At 56.3% G+C, this 13,579-nt stretch carries 12 protein-coding genes; 4 read left to right on the top strand and 8 right to left on the bottom strand.

The window, feature by feature from the left end; genetic code table 11:
* Positions 1-19 precede the first annotated feature (19 nt).
* Positions 20-1,195 (bottom strand): efflux RND transporter periplasmic adaptor subunit, encoded by a 1,176-nt coding sequence (locus tag ACOTX2_RS20395; RefSeq protein WP_045308556.1) that lies wholly within the window; start codon positions 1,193-1,195, stop codon positions 20-22.
* Positions 1,196-1,529: 334 nt separating this feature from the next.
* On the opposite strand from ACOTX2_RS20395, the gene ACOTX2_RS20390 reads away from it, so the two are divergent.
* Positions 1,530-1,883, top strand: a complete 354-nt coding sequence (locus ACOTX2_RS20390; RefSeq protein WP_006811509.1) for a helix-turn-helix domain-containing protein — start codon at positions 1,530-1,532, stop codon at positions 1,881-1,883.
* A gap of 102 nt (positions 1,884-1,985) precedes the next feature.
* Here the strand turns inward: ACOTX2_RS20390 and guaA are convergent, their stop codons facing one another.
* Both guaA and guaB read right to left on the bottom strand, forming a co-directional pair.
* Complete coding sequence (guaA, locus tag ACOTX2_RS20385; RefSeq protein WP_006811514.1) at positions 1,986-3,563, bottom strand: glutamine-hydrolyzing GMP synthase; 1,578 nt, start codon at positions 3,561-3,563, stop codon at positions 1,986-1,988.
* Between the two features lie 68 nt (positions 3,564-3,631).
* A complete protein-coding gene (guaB, locus tag ACOTX2_RS20380; RefSeq protein ID WP_003860601.1) occupies positions 3,632-5,098 on the bottom strand; it encodes an IMP dehydrogenase in 1,467 nt (488 codons plus the stop codon).
* Positions 5,099-5,257: 159 nt separating this feature from the next.
* Here guaB and xseA point away from each other — a divergent pair, with 159 nt between their 5' ends.
* The 3 genes from xseA to ACOTX2_RS20365 are packed head-to-tail and all read left to right on the top strand — an operon-like array spanning position 5,258 to position 8,059.
* Positions 5,258-6,631, top strand: coding sequence for an exodeoxyribonuclease VII large subunit (xseA, locus tag ACOTX2_RS20375; protein ID WP_063148294.1), 1,374 nt, complete (start codon positions 5,258-5,260; stop codon positions 6,629-6,631).
* A gap of 58 nt (positions 6,632-6,689) precedes the next feature.
* Positions 6,690-7,709 carry a M4 family metallopeptidase gene (locus ACOTX2_RS20370; protein ID WP_023306696.1) on the top strand — a complete coding sequence of 340 codons (1,020 nt, stop codon included), beginning with the start codon at positions 6,690-6,692 and terminating at the stop codon, positions 7,707-7,709.
* The gene (locus tag ACOTX2_RS20365; RefSeq protein ID WP_063148293.1) at positions 7,709-8,059 is read left to right on the top strand and encodes a protealysin inhibitor emfourin; all 351 of its coding nucleotides are present in this window, start codon (positions 7,709-7,711) and stop codon (positions 8,057-8,059) included. The genes ACOTX2_RS20370 and ACOTX2_RS20365 overlap by 1 nt, the downstream gene beginning before the upstream one ends.
* On the opposite strand, the gene ACOTX2_RS20360 is transcribed toward ACOTX2_RS20365, so the two are convergent.
* The 5 genes from ACOTX2_RS20360 to ACOTX2_RS20340 form a co-directional block, all read right to left on the bottom strand.
* Complete coding sequence (locus ACOTX2_RS20360; RefSeq protein WP_023300707.1) at positions 8,056-8,277, bottom strand: zinc ribbon domain-containing protein; 222 nt, start codon at positions 8,275-8,277, stop codon at positions 8,056-8,058. The genes ACOTX2_RS20365 and ACOTX2_RS20360 overlap by 4 nt on opposite strands.
* A gap of 58 nt (positions 8,278-8,335) precedes the next feature.
* Positions 8,336-9,877, bottom strand: a complete 1,542-nt coding sequence (locus ACOTX2_RS20355) for a peptide MFS transporter (RefSeq protein WP_023306697.1) — start codon at positions 9,875-9,877, stop codon at positions 8,336-8,338.
* Positions 9,878-10,176: 299 nt separating this feature from the next.
* Entirely contained in the window at positions 10,177-11,649 is a 1,473-nt protein-coding gene (gene der, locus ACOTX2_RS20350; protein ID WP_022648998.1) for a ribosome biogenesis GTPase Der, read from the bottom strand.
* A gap of 112 nt (positions 11,650-11,761) precedes the next feature.
* Positions 11,762-12,940 (bottom strand): outer membrane protein assembly factor BamB, encoded by a 1,179-nt coding sequence (gene bamB / locus ACOTX2_RS20345; RefSeq protein WP_022648999.1) that lies wholly within the window; start codon positions 12,938-12,940, stop codon positions 11,762-11,764.
* 10 nt (positions 12,941-12,950) lie between these two features.
* Positions 12,951-13,571, bottom strand: coding sequence for a YfgM family protein (locus tag ACOTX2_RS20340; protein WP_032622338.1), 621 nt, complete (start codon positions 13,569-13,571; stop codon positions 12,951-12,953).
* Positions 13,572-13,579: the final 8 nt, after the last annotated feature.

The following is a 13,579-nucleotide window of genomic DNA, read 5'->3' as shown; positions in this document are numbered from 1 at the left end:
TGGATTCTCAGGTAAGGGATCAGTTGAGGGCGGCGCTGGCGGTCATGGCAACGGTTTTCGCGTTAACCGGCATACCCGGCATAAACACTTTTTGTAAACCATCGACGATGACTTTATCCCCGGGTTTCAGCCCCTGCTGTACGATACGTAAACCGTCGGCCAGACGCCCCGGCGTAATATCGCGGCGCTGCGCTTTCCCGTCTTTATCAACGACATAAACATACTTACGATCCTGATCGGTCAGCACCGCCTTATCGTCAACAAGCGTGGCTTTAAATTCCGCACTGCCCGGCAGGCGCACGCGTGCGAAGAGTCCCGGCGTGAACTGACGCTGTGAGTTATCCAGCAGCGCGCGCATGCGGATTGTACCGGTACTCGGCGTGAGCTGGTTATCCAGGAAATCCACTTTGCCCTGATGGGGATAGCCCTCCTCACCCGTCAGACCAATCTCCACCGGCAGCGCCGTGTGGTGACTGGACGCCCCCTGCCCGCTGCGGGCCAGGTTCTGATAGTGAAGATAGGTGGACTCGTCCACGTCGAAGTAGACGTAAACCGTCTTCTGTGAGACCAGGGTGGTGAGCACGCTGGCGCTGTCACCCGCAGTCACCAGGTTACCGCTGGTGATCAGCGCCCGGCTGGCGCGACCGTCGATAGGCGCGGTCACTTTGGTGAAGTCGAGGTTGAGCTGCGCGGCATCAACCGCCGCCTGCGCCGCGCGAATATCGGCCTGCGCCTGGGTAGCGGCGGAACGGCGCTGCTCCCACTCTTCACGGGATACCACGTTGGTATTGACTAATTTATCGGTACGGTTAGCCTCGCTTCGCGCCAGGCTGGCCTGCGTTTTGGCTCTCGCCAGGTTCGCCTGCGCCTGTTCCAGCGCCGCGCGATAGGTTCGGTCATCAATCGTGAACAGCACCTCGCCCTTTTTCACCTCCTGGCCGTCGGTGTAATTCACTTTATCAATGTAGCCGGAGACGCGTGGGCGCAGCTGAACGCTTTCCACCGCTTCAATGCGACCGTTAAAGCTGTCCCACTGGCTAATGGATTTCACCACCACGTCAGCTGCGCTGACGACGGGCGCTTGCGGTGCAGCATTTTGCGCGACACTGTCATCGCACCCGACGAGAAGCGCGGAGAGTAAAACCACCCCCGTCGCGCTCAGATGAAAGTAACCCCAGGTTTTTTGCAGGCTCATTATTTTTATTCCGGTTATTGTAGCCGCCGGGCAAGACGCAGCGGGAGGCGCCGCGCCACTTCCTTTGTCCGGTCTGGCTTAAGGCCATTTGTGTCGTTCATCGCCACAAAACTGTAACAGTTGCGAATACACTATCGCGGCGATTGTAGGAAGGCGCTTAATTAAGTGCAAGAATAATTGTTGCACTTTATGTGCTATTTGCCGCGAAGGTAAATCACGGGTTTTGAGAAGGGATTTAAATGTAACAATAAAACTTGCAATTAATATCAAAACGGGCCACCTTTAAGTGCAACAAACAAAGATGCTTTTAATGCGTGGCGTAGGGGGAAGCAAGATGAACACGGGTGCATTCATTCACGATTTGCTCGACTGGATCGACAACAACCTTGATAGCCGCCTGGACATTGAAACCGTCTCCAGGCGAGCCGGCTATTCGAAATGGCATCTCCAGCGGATCTTCAAAGAACATACCGGCTCCCCTCTCGCTGAATATATTCGCGCGCAAAAGCTGCAAAAATCAGTTGAGCGCTTAGCCCAAAGCGATGAACCGATTCTGAACGTGGCGATCGCGCTGGGCTTTGATTCTCAGCAGTCCTTCAACCGCAGCTTTAAGCGTCAGTATGGTCAGGCGCCAGGGGCATGGCGACGCAGTATCGGCTGCCGTGGATCCCGACAGATGAGCCAATAATTCACGTCCCGTTCGGATATCAGTTACAAAAGAAAAACCCTCTGTAAACAGAGGGTTTTATCAGTCTTACCTGCTTATAACTTCGCAGGAAAGGTTATGGGCTTACTCCCACTCGATCGTCGCCGGTGGCTTGCCGCTGATGTCATACACCACGCGGGAAATGCCGTTCACTTCGTTGATGATGCGGTTAGACACGCGGCCTAAGAAGTCATACGGCAGGTGCGCCCAGTGCGCGGTCATGAAGTCGATGGTTTCCACAGCACGCAGGGAGACAACCCAGTCGTACTTGCGGCCATCGCCCATCACGCCGACGGAGCGAACCGGCAGGAACACGGTGAACGCCTGGCTAACCTTGTTGTATAGGTCAGCCTTGTGCAGCTCTTCAATGAAGATCGCGTCCGCGCGACGCAGCAGGTCGCAGTACTCTTTCTTCACTTCGCCCAGCACGCGTACGCCGAGGCCCGGGCCCGGGAATGGGTGACGGTAGAGCATGTCGTACGGCAGCCCCAGCTCCAGACCGATCTTACGCACTTCGTCTTTGAATAGCTCACGCAGTGGTTCAACCAGGCCCATCTTCATCTCTTTCGGCAGGCCGCCCACGTTGTGGTGAGATTTGATAACGTGCGCTTTACCGGTCGCGGAGGCCGCAGACTCGATCACGTCAGGGTAGATAGTGCCCTGCGCCAGCCATTTCACGTCTTCCAGCTTCAGCGCTTCTTCGTCGAACACTTCCACGAATACGCGGCCGATGATTTTACGTTTCGCTTCCGGATCGTTCTCGCCTTTCAGCGCGTCCAGGAAGCGCTGTTCGCCTTCCACGTGAACGATGTTCAGACCGAAGTGGTCGCCGAACATGTCCATGACCTGCTGGGCTTCGTTCAGACGCAGCAGGCCGTTGTCCACGAAGACGCAGGTCAGGTTTTTGCCGATGGCGCGGTGCAGCAGCATCGCGGTCACGGAGGAATCCACGCCGCCGGAGAGGCCGAGGATCACTTTGTCATCACCAACCTGCTGGCGGATACGCTCCACGGCGTCGTCGATGATTTTTGCCGGGGTCCACAGGGCTTCACACTGGCAGATATCACGCACGAAGCGCTCCAGCATGCGCATACCCTGACGGGTGTGAGTCACTTCCGGGTGGAACTGCACGCCGTAGAAGCGTTTTTCTTCGTTCGCCATAATCGCGAACGGGCAGCTTTCGGTGCTGGCTACGGTCACGAAGTCCGACGGGATAGCGGTGACTTTGTCGCCGTGGCTCATCCATACGTCCAGCAGCGGTTTGCCGTCTGCGGTCAGGGAGTCTTCGATACCGCGCACCAGCGCGCTGTCGGTGACGACTTCTACCTGCGCGTAGCCGAACTCACGCTCGTTAGAGCCTTCTACGTGGCCGCCCAGCTGCATCGCCATAGTCTGCATGCCGTAGCACACGCCGAACACCGGTACGCCCGCTTCGAATACGTACTGTGGCGCGCGCGGGCTGTTCTCTTCGGTGGTGCTCTCCGGGCCGCCGGACAGGATGATGCCGCTTGGATTGAACTCGCGAATCTGTGCTTCCGTGACATCCCACGCCCACAGCTCACAGTAAACGCCCAGCTCACGCACGCGACGCGCCACCAGTTGAGTGTACTGAGAACCAAAATCGAGGATGAGGATGCGATGTTTATGAATGTTTTCCGTCATTGACGCTAATTCCGAGGCAAGTGAAACAGATTAAATAAATCGCCCGACACGAGGTCGGGCGAAGAAAATCATGATCCCAGACGGTAGTTCGGGGACTCTTTGGTGATCGTCACGTCGTGCACGTGGCTCTCCTGGATACCCGCACCGCTGATGCGTACGAATTCCGCTTTGGTACGCAGCAGGTCAATGGTACCACAGCCGGTCAGCCCCATACAGGAACGCAGGCCGCCCATCTGCTGGTGGATGATCTCTTTCAGACGGCCTTTATAGGCCACGCGGCCTTCGATGCCTTCCGGTACCAGTTTGTCAGCGGCGTTATCGGTCTGGAAGTAACGGTCGGAGGAACCTTTGGACATCGCGCCCAGGGAGCCCATACCGCGGTAGGATTTGTAAGAGCGGCCCTGGTAGAGTTCGATTTCGCCCGGGGATTCTTCGGTACCGGCCAGCATGGAGCCCACCATCACGGCTGCGGCACCTGCGGCGATCGCTTTGGCGATGTCGCCAGAGAAGCGGATACCGCCGTCCGCGATAACCGGAATACCGGTGCCTTCCAGCGCTTCAACCGCGTCAGACACCGCGGTGATCTGCGGAACGCCCACGCCGGTGACGATACGGGTAGTACAGATAGAGCCAGGGCCGATACCCACTTTCACCGCGCTGCAACCGGCTTCCGCCAGCGCGCGAGCACCTGCGCCCGTAGCCACGTTACCGCCGATGATCTGGAGATCCGGGTATTTAGCACGGGTTTCACGAATACGTTGCAGAACGCCTTCGGAGTGGCCATGTGAGGAGTCAATCAGCAGCACGTCAACGCCCGCGGCAACCAGCGCGTCAACGCGCTCTTCGTTACCTGCGCCCGCGCCAACCGCAGCGCCGACGCGCAGACGGCCATGCTCGTCTTTACAAGCGTTCGGTTTACGTTCTGCTTTCTGGAAATCTTTAACGGTGATCATGCCACGCAGGTGGAAGTTCGCATCCACAACCAGCGCTTTCTCAACGCGTTTTTCGTGCATTTTCGCCAGCACCACGTCGCGGGTTTCGCCTTCGCGAACGGTCACCAGGCGCTCTTTTGGTGTCATATAGACGCTGACAGGCTGGTTCAGGTCAGTCACGAAACGCACATCACGACCGGTGATGATGCCCACCAGCTCGTTGTCTTCGGTCACAACCGGGTAACCTGCAAAGCCGTTACGCTCGGTTAGCGCTTTCACTTCGTGCAGGGTGGTGGTTGGCAGAACGGTCTGAGGATCGGACACGATACCGGATTCATGTTTCTTCACGCGGCGAACTTCTTCCGCCTGACGCTCGATAGACATGTTTTTGTGGATAAAGCCAATGCCGCCTTCCTGTGCCAAAGCGATAGCCAGACGCGCTTCAGTCACGGTGTCCATTGCTGCGGAGAGCATAGGAATGTTCAGACGAATGGTTTTCGTCAACTGCGTGCTGAGGTCGGCAGTATTCGGTAGAACGGTGGAATGAGCGGGAACGAGGAGGACGTCGTCAAACGTCAGTGCTTCTTTAGCGATACGTAGCATGGGCAATATCTCTGACCTGGGTGGTTAAATATTGCCGTGGCATTATACAGAGCGTAACCGATTGCATCTACACTTTTTTGAAAAAAATGCTTGCGATCGCCTCTCAGCAGGTTACTATCGACTGAATAACTTGCTGATTTAGAATTTGATCCCGCTCACATGTTATCCTCTCAATCCCCCTCAATTTATACTGTCAGCCGCCTTAATCAGACGGTGCGTTTGATGCTTGAGCAGGAAATGGGACAGGTCTGGATCAGCGGTGAAATCTCTAACTTCACGCAGCCTGCTTCCGGTCACTGGTACTTTACGCTAAAAGACGACACCGCTCAGGTGCGCTGCGCGATGTTCCGCAACAGCAATCGTCGCGTGACGTTCCGCCCTCAGCATGGCCAGCAGGTTCTGGTTCGCGCCAACATTACCCTGTATGAGCCGCGCGGCGATTATCAGATTATCGTCGAGAGCATGCAGCCCGCCGGTGAAGGCTTGTTGCAGCAGAAGTACGAGCAGTTAAAAGCCATGCTTTCGGCTGAGGGATTGTTTGACCAGCAGTTTAAAAAGCCCCTGCCCTCACCTGCCCACTGTGTTGGAGTTATCACCTCGAAAACCGGCGCGGCGCTGCACGATATTTTGCACGTCCTGAAGCGCCGTGACCCTTCCCTGCCCGTCATTATCTACCCAACTGCCGTTCAGGGTGACGATGCGCCGGGGCAGATCGTGCGCGCGATTGAGCTGGCGAATGCGCGTCAGGAGTGCGATGTCCTGATCGTCGGGCGCGGCGGCGGCTCGCTGGAAGACCTGTGGAGCTTTAACGACGAGCGCGTGGCGCGGGCAATCTTTGCCAGCCTTATCCCTGTGGTGAGCGCCGTCGGCCATGAAACGGATGTGACGATAGCCGATTTTGTCGCGGATTTACGCGCGCCCACGCCGTCCGCGGCGGCAGAGGTGGTCAGCCGTAATCAGCAGGAGCTGCTGCGCCAGATCCAGAACGGGCAGCAGCGCCTGGAGATGGCGATGGACTACTTCCTCGCCAACCGTACCCGCCGCTTTACCCAGCTTCATCATCGTCTGCAACAGCAGCATCCGCAATTGCGTCTGGCGCGTCAGCAAACCGTACTGGAGCGTCTGCGTCAGCGGATGAACTTCGCGCTGGATAACCAGCTTAAGAAAGCGATATCGCGCCAGCAGCGCACGACTCAGCGTCTGAACCAGCAGAATCCGCAGCCGAAGATTTATCGCGCACAAACGCGTATCCAGCAGCTTGAGTTCCGCCTCGCGGAAAATATCCGCTCACGCATGAGCGCCACCCGCGAGCGTTTTGGCAATGCGGTCACCCATCTGGAAGCCGTCAGCCCACTCTCCACGTTGGCCCGCGGCTATAGCGTGACCACCGCGACGGACGGCAAAGTGCTGAAGCAGACGAAGCAGGTTAAAGCAGGGGATGTGCTCACCACCCGGCTTTCTGACGGCTGGGTCGAGAGTGAAGTGAAAGAGATCAAACCGGTGAAAAAAACGCGTCAGCGTAAAAGCGGATAAATCTTCGCCGGTTACAAACTATACTGCTGCTATTGCCTTTTTTAATAAGGAGAGCAGCATGCCCCATCTACATAGCGTCATCCCTCCGTATATTCTTCGCCGTATTATCGAAAGCGGTTCTGAGCCGCAGCAGCGCTGCGCCCGTCAGACCTTAACCCACGTCCAGACGCTGATGGCCCATATGCCGGGCAAACCCGCCGCGCCGCATGTGAATAAAGCCGGTCAGCTTGAGCGTGACATCTACGATGCGAAACAGACCCAGGAGCTGCCGGGTACCCAGGTACGCTATGAAGGCCAGCCCTCCAACGGAGATGTGGCGGTGGATGAAGCGTACGATTATCTGGGTATTACCCATGATTTCTTCTGGAAGGAATATCAGCGCGATTCGCTCGATAACAAAGGGCTGATCCTCACCGGCACCGTGCACTATGGCCGTGAGTATCAAAACGCCTTCTGGAACGGCCAGCAGATGGTCTTTGGCGATGGCGACGGGGAAATCTTCAACCGCTTTACCATTGCCATCGACGTGGTAGCGCATGAGCTTAGCCACGGCGTGACGGAGACCGAAGCCGGACTCATCTACTTTGAACAATCGGGCGCGCTGAACGAGTCGTTATCCGACGTGTTCGGTTCGCTGGTGAAGCAATACCATCTTAAGCAAACCGCCGATAAAGCAGACTGGCTGATTGGTGAAGGGCTGCTGGCGGAGGGCATCAACGGGAAAGGGCTTCGCTCCATGTCTGAACCCGGCACGGCCTATAACGATCCGCTGCTCGGTAAAGATCCGCAGCCCGGGCATATGAAAGATTTCATCAAAACGCGCGAGGATAACGGCGGCGTACACCTTAACTCCGGTATCCCCAACCGCGCGTTTTACCTGGCCGCAACGGCGATCGGTGGCTACGCCTGGGAAAAAGCGGGTTATGCCTGGTACGACACGGTTTGCGATCGCAACCTGGCACAGGATGCGGATTTTGATGCCTTTGCAAAACTGACGATAGCGCACGGCGAGAAACGCTCCGGTAGCGACGTTGGGGCGGCTATAAAACAAGCCTGGGAACAGGTAGGAGTGCTGTAATGCAGGTTCCGGAACTGACGGATGACGCCGTGGTTGAGCTGGCCCGGGAAGGCGGCGTCGCTTTTATCCCTAAGCTGAGCAGCCAGCGCACCATTGCGCTCTCCTCGCTTAATGAGGCCCAGCGCCAGCGCCTGGTGAGCATTCTGGAGCAGGCTTTCCCGCGCGGCCAGCCGCCCGGGCAAGCCTCTTCCCCCGGCAGCGGTGACCAGCGCTATTTCCGCATCCAGATTATCTGGACCGGCCAAAATCAGGCGCACTACGCCGATATCATCGTGCTGGTACCCGAGCAGGAAGCACCCGAGTCGCTGGTGGAACTGTGGCAGAAAGGTGAAGGCTGCGTGTGCGATTAACCTTCAGCCCGAACAAACTCCACGCGTTTTTTAGAGATAAGACCGTGGCCGTTCTGGCAAAAGTAATCCACCGCACCGCAGGCCTTGAGTACCTGAAGCGGTTGATGGCAATCAGGGCAGCGCGCTTCGAGGGGAATATCGTTATTGCAGCTGTCGCAGTGCGCGATACCGTTTTGCGGCTCGAGCGCTGCGTGGCAATCCGGACAGGTTATCGACATGCTCTCTCCTGTTGAGTTGGGCCGGGGCTGGATAACTACCCCGGCAGGCTGAATAGTATCAGGCTTCGGTAGCCGGTTTTGTCTGCACATTTTCCAGCATGCGACGCACCGGAACAATGAGGACGATCAGCACCGCAGCACAAATCAACAGCGCGATGGAGCAACGGGCAAAGAGGTCCGGCAGCATATCCAGCTGGTCGGCCTTCACGTGACCACCAATCAGGCCCGCAGCCAGGTTACCCAGCGCACTGGCGCAGAACCACAGGCCCATCATCTGACCGCGCATTCTTTCCGGCGCCAGCAGGGTCATGGTTGCCAGACCAATCGGACTCAGGCACAGTTCCCCGAGCGTCAGCATCAGGATACTGCCCACCAGCCAGAACGGAGAAACCCCTGCTCCACCGTTGCTCAGCACGTTCTGTGCCGCCAGCATCATCAGGCCGAAGCCCGCCGCCGCGCACAAAATACCGATCACGAACTTGGTGATACTGCTCGGGCGAATATTATTGCTCGCCAGCTTCGGCCATGCCCAGCTAAATACCGGTGCCAGCAGAATGATGAACAGGGCATTAATCGACTGGAACCACACCGCCGGGATCTCAAAATCACCGATCATGCGGTTAGTGTAGTCGTTGGCGAACAGGTTGAAGGAGGTTGGCTTCTGCTCGAACGCGGACCAGAAGAACGCGGCGGAGACCAGCAGAATAAAGCATACCAGCAGCCTTGCGCGCTCTTTGCGATTCAGCCCGGCGAAGATGAACAGGTAGATGAAGTAGAGCGCGACGGAGGCGGCAATCACATATACCAGCACGCTGGCCACCGCGACCGGATTAATCACAATCACGCCCTGGGCAATCAACGTGACGATGATTGCAACACCCACAGCCAGCGCCAGCAGCCAGGCACCCACGCCGTTACGTTTCACTACTGGACTGTTCCAGGTGGAGTCCAGACCGACTTCGCTGTCGTAGCGCTTCATGGCCGGAACGGCAAACACGCGGAAGATAATCAGGGCGACCAGCATCCCGATACCGCCGATACCAAAGCCCCAGTGCCAGCCGTGGGTTTTAATCAGCCAGCCGGAAATCAGAGGGGCAATGAACGAGCCCATGTTGATGCCCATATAGAACAGCGAGAAACCGCCGTCACGACGCGCATCGCCCTTTTTGTAGAGGGTACCGACCATGACCGAGATACAGGTCTTGAACAGGCCGGAGCCGAGCACGATGAACATCAGGCCGATGAAGAACAGGTTGTCGCCCATAATGGCCGACAGGGCAATCGACAGGTGCCCAAGCGCAATCAAAATCGAACCGTACCAGACGGCCCGCTGCTGGCCGAGCCAGTTATCCGCCAGCCAGCCGCCCGGCAGTGCGGCGAGGTACATGGTGCCCGCGAAGATGCCGACAATCGCCGAGGCGTTTTCACGCGCCAGGCCCATCCCCCCGTCGTACACGGTGGCGGCCATAAACAGGATCAATAGCGGGCGAATACCGTAAAACGAGAAACGCTCCCACATCTCGGTGAAGAACAGCGAACCGAGCGGATAAGGATGGCCGAAGAAGGTTCGGCTCTCTTTTTGATTAACAGAGGATTGCATAATTCTCCCGAAAAGGTATGTGTCGTGCTTGTAAACACCAGCATGTACGCCGAACGGTTACGTATCCGATCGATTTTTTACATGCGGCGAAATGTTGGTTAACCATTTGATAACCAGGCGCTAGTTTTGTCTAGTACCGAACCCTGGACTTTAAGATGAAAATTCGACGATTGTCTACTTTCTTAGATATAAACATGGTTAAAAGCGAATAGTGATTGACATCACACAGGGAAGGCAGACCTTTTGAATGAGCTAAAAAAACCCGCGACAGGCGCGGGTTTTAGTGAGTTCGGTAAGAATTATTTGCTTTTCTTAATGTGCTTAATCAAACGCTTACGCTTACGCATCTGGTTCGGCGTCAGGGTATTACGTTTATTCGCAAACGGGTTTTCCCCTTCCTTGAACTGAATACGGATAGGCGTACCCATCACGTCCAGCGACTTACGGAAGTAGTTCATCAGGTAGCGTTTGTAGGAGTCCGGCAGGTCTTTCACCTGGTTACCGTGGATCACCACGATAGGCGGGTTATACCCCCCGGCGTGGGCATATTTCAGCTTCACGCGACGGCCACGCACCAGCGGCGGTTGGTGGTCTTCAGCAGCCATGTTCATGATACGGGTCAGCATCGCTGTGCTCTGGCGGCGGGTAGAGCTGTCATAGGCTTCACGAACGGATTCGAACAGGTTGCCTACGCCGCTGCCGTGCAGGGCAGAGATGAAGTGAACGCGGGCAAAGTCGATAAAGCCCAGACGGAAGTCCAGCGTCTCTTTCACCTGTTCGCGTACTTCATTGCTCAGGCCATCCCACTTGTTGACGACGATAACCAGTGAGCGCCCACTATTAAGGATAAAGCCGAGCAGAGAGAGATCCTGATCGGAGATACCTTCACGTGCGTCAATAACCAGCAGCACCACGTTGGCGTCTTCAATCGCCTGAAGGGTTTTGATCACCGAGAATTTTTCCACTACATCGGTGATTTTCCCGCGCTTACGCACCCCTGCAGTGTCGATAAGTACGTACTCACGTTCATCGCGCTGCATTGGAATGTAAATGCTGTCACGCGTTGTGCCTGGCATGTCGTAAACCACCACGCGCTCTTCGCCCAGAATACGGTTAGTAAGCGTAGACTTACCTACGTTTGGGCGACCAACGATAGCCAGCTTAATAGGCAGATCCTGCGGGTTGAAGTCATCTTCCGGCTCTTCCTCGCCTTCCTCTCCGGCTTCAAACTGTGCCCAGTATTCGGCGTCTTCGTCCACCTCTTCCGGCGGGTTTACTTCATCAACCCACGGCAGCAGAACGGTTTCCAGCAGGCTGGTGACGCCACGGCCATGCGAGGCCGCGATAGGATAAATATCACCCAGACCTAAAGACCAGAAATCCGCAACGGCCTGATCGGCATCAATGCCGTCAGTTTTGTTCGCCACCAGGAAGGTTGGCTTTTCGCGTGAACGCAGATGTTTAGCGATAGCGGAGTCCGCGGGCATCAGGCCAGCGCGCGCATCCACCATAAACAGAACCACATCCGCTTCTTCGATAGCCAGCAGAGATTGCTCTGCCATGCGGGTTTCTACGCCGTCTTCCGTACCGTCAATACCCCCGGTATCGATACAGATGAACTCGCGTCCTTCCACCTCTGCACGACCGTACTTACGGTCACGCGTCAGCCCCGGGAAATCCGCAACCAGCGCATCACGGGTGCGTGTTAAACGGTTAAAAAGAGTGGATTTTCCAACGTTAGGGCGCCCGACAAGCGCGACCACAGGTACCATGTTTGAAGCCTCATAAAATTCAAAATAACGTCGCTTTCGCAGCGTTTTTAAAAATGTCAAAACGGCTCCTGAGTGAACAGGAGCCGTTTAGTATACTACAACCGCCGTGTAATTAACGCGTGATCGCGTACAGCGTGCCGTCTTTTGCCTGAATCAGCAGTTTGCCGTCAGCCACAACCGGGTCGGTCAGGAAGCCTGAGCCGTCCACTTTCTGCTGCGCCACAAAGCGGCCATTCTCTGGATCGATCCAGTGCATATAGCCTTCGCTGTCGCCCACCACCAGGCTGCCGTTATACAGTGCCGGTGCGGTCAGCAGACGGTGCAGCAGATCGCTCTGCGTCCACAGCGTCACGCCACCTTCGGTGCTCAGCGCCAGCAGACGGTCGTTCTGATCCACCATATAAATACGGTTGCCGTCGACAATGAAATCGTTCACGGAACCCAGCTCACGTTTCCACATGATCTGGCCGCTTCGCAGGTCCAGCGCCGTCAGGTTGCCGTTATACGCCAGCGCGTAAACCACACCGTCAACGATGACCGGCGTGGTGTCCACGTCACTCAGACGGTCGATTTCAGTTGAACCGGTCGCCTGGGAAATACGCTGCTGCCAGATCATCTGGCCCTGCTGCATCAGTACTGCGCTGACACGACCATTGTCACCACCCACAATGGCGGCGCCAAATGCAGTCGCCGGAGCAGATTCACCACGCAGAGACAGCGCTGGCATATCCAGGTTAACCGTCCATTTTACCAGACCATCGGCTTCGTTCAGCGCCTGCAACTGGCCGTTGCTGGTATGGATCAACACCAGGCCGTCGCTGACAACCGGACGTGACAAGGATTCACCGGCAACGCTGGTCTGCCATGCAACCGAACCGTCGCTGGCATTCAGCGCGTAAACCTGCGCTTTTTCGCTGCCCACATACACGTGACCGCCAGCAACGGTCAGGCCGCCAGAAAGCAGCGCAGGTTTACGGGAGAACCAGCCGTCTTTTTCCGCCAGGTTAATGGACCACACTTCTTTTCCGTCATCAGCGTTCAGCGCTTTAACGGTGCCTTTGCGATCGGCCGCATAGACCACGCCGTCAGCAAATGCCGGGTGCAGGTTGGAATAAAAATCGCCAATACCATCACCCACGGAGGTGTCCCAGGCGGTGGACGGAGTGAACTGGTTTTCAACCGTCGGCAGCGGGGACATTTTGACAACGTCTTCTTCGCCACTGAACAGTGAACAACCACTCAATAACGTAACAGAAAGCAGTCCTGGCAGAAGTAATTTACGCAATTGCATTGGGTCCCTCTCAGACGGACAAATTATTTATTTTCATCTGCATCATTTCGCTCAGCGCAGGTGAAGCTTTACTATCCACGCCAGCTTGCCACGCTTTACGCGCGCCCGCTTTATCACCCTTACTCAGCAGTGCTTCACCGCGAAGATCGGCGACAATAGCGGCAAAGCCATCACCTTTGATGGTATCAAGCGTTTTCAGCGCGTCGTCGGCTTTTTTCTGCTGAACCTGAATACGTGCCAGGCGCAGATTGATCACCGCTTTCAGATTTTCGTCACTGGCAGCAGCAAGCCCCTGAGACAGTTGCGCAGCGGCTTTATCCAGTTCGTTTTTATCAACATACTGCTGAGCCACTTCCAGCGCAGCCAGCGCACCGTAGGTGTTTTTGTTGTCAGCGGCAAATTTCTCCGCAGCCGTCAGCGTTTGCGGCTGATCGGCACGGATTGCGCTAACGGTGTTTTCGTAGTTCAGGGATGAACCGCGAGCAGAGTCAGCCTGATGATTGTTCCAGTAACGCCAGCCAACCAGCGCACCAACACCTAAAATAACCCCTACAACCAGTGCCTTGCCGTTTTCAGCAAAGAAGCGTTTAACCGCATCAACCTGGTCGTGTTCGTTCTCGTACATTTCCACGCAGTCCT

Origin of the sequence: Enterobacter cloacae complex sp. IR5412 (assembly GCF_049237385.1) — a bacterium.
Classification (GTDB): Bacteria; Pseudomonadota; Gammaproteobacteria; order Enterobacterales; family Enterobacteriaceae; genus Enterobacter; species Enterobacter intestinihominis.
Note: the sequence above shows the minus strand (reverse complement) of the source record. Positions and strands in the feature narration are given on the sequence as shown.

Excerpts from the sequence above, each read along its gene's own strand:
- ACOTX2_RS20395 (WP_045308556.1), bottom strand. The coding sequence starts at position 1,195 with ATGAGCCTGCAAAAAACCTGGGGTTACTTTCATCTGAGCGCGACGGGG.
- ACOTX2_RS20390 (WP_006811509.1), top strand. The coding sequence starts at position 1,530 with ATGAACACGGGTGCATTCATTCACGATTTGCTCGACTGGATCGACAAC.
- guaA (WP_006811514.1), bottom strand. The coding sequence starts at position 3,563 with ATGACGGAAAACATTCATAAACATCGCATCCTCATCCTCGATTTTGGT.
- guaB (WP_003860601.1), bottom strand. The coding sequence starts at position 5,098 with ATGCTACGTATCGCTAAAGAAGCACTGACGTTTGACGACGTCCTCCTC.
- xseA (WP_063148294.1), top strand. The coding sequence starts at position 5,258 with ATGTTATCCTCTCAATCCCCCTCAATTTATACTGTCAGCCGCCTTAAT.
- ACOTX2_RS20370 (WP_023306696.1), top strand. The coding sequence starts at position 6,690 with ATGCCCCATCTACATAGCGTCATCCCTCCGTATATTCTTCGCCGTATT.
- ACOTX2_RS20365 (WP_063148293.1), top strand. The coding sequence starts at position 7,709 with ATGCAGGTTCCGGAACTGACGGATGACGCCGTGGTTGAGCTGGCCCGG.
- ACOTX2_RS20360 (WP_023300707.1), bottom strand. The coding sequence starts at position 8,277 with ATGTCGATAACCTGTCCGGATTGCCACGCAGCGCTCGAGCCGCAAAAC.
- ACOTX2_RS20355 (WP_023306697.1), bottom strand. The coding sequence starts at position 9,877 with ATGCAATCCTCTGTTAATCAAAAAGAGAGCCGAACCTTCTTCGGCCAT.
- der (WP_022648998.1), bottom strand. The coding sequence starts at position 11,649 with ATGGTACCTGTGGTCGCGCTTGTCGGGCGCCCTAACGTTGGAAAATCC.
- bamB (WP_022648999.1), bottom strand. The coding sequence starts at position 12,940 with ATGCAATTGCGTAAATTACTTCTGCCAGGACTGCTTTCTGTTACGTTA.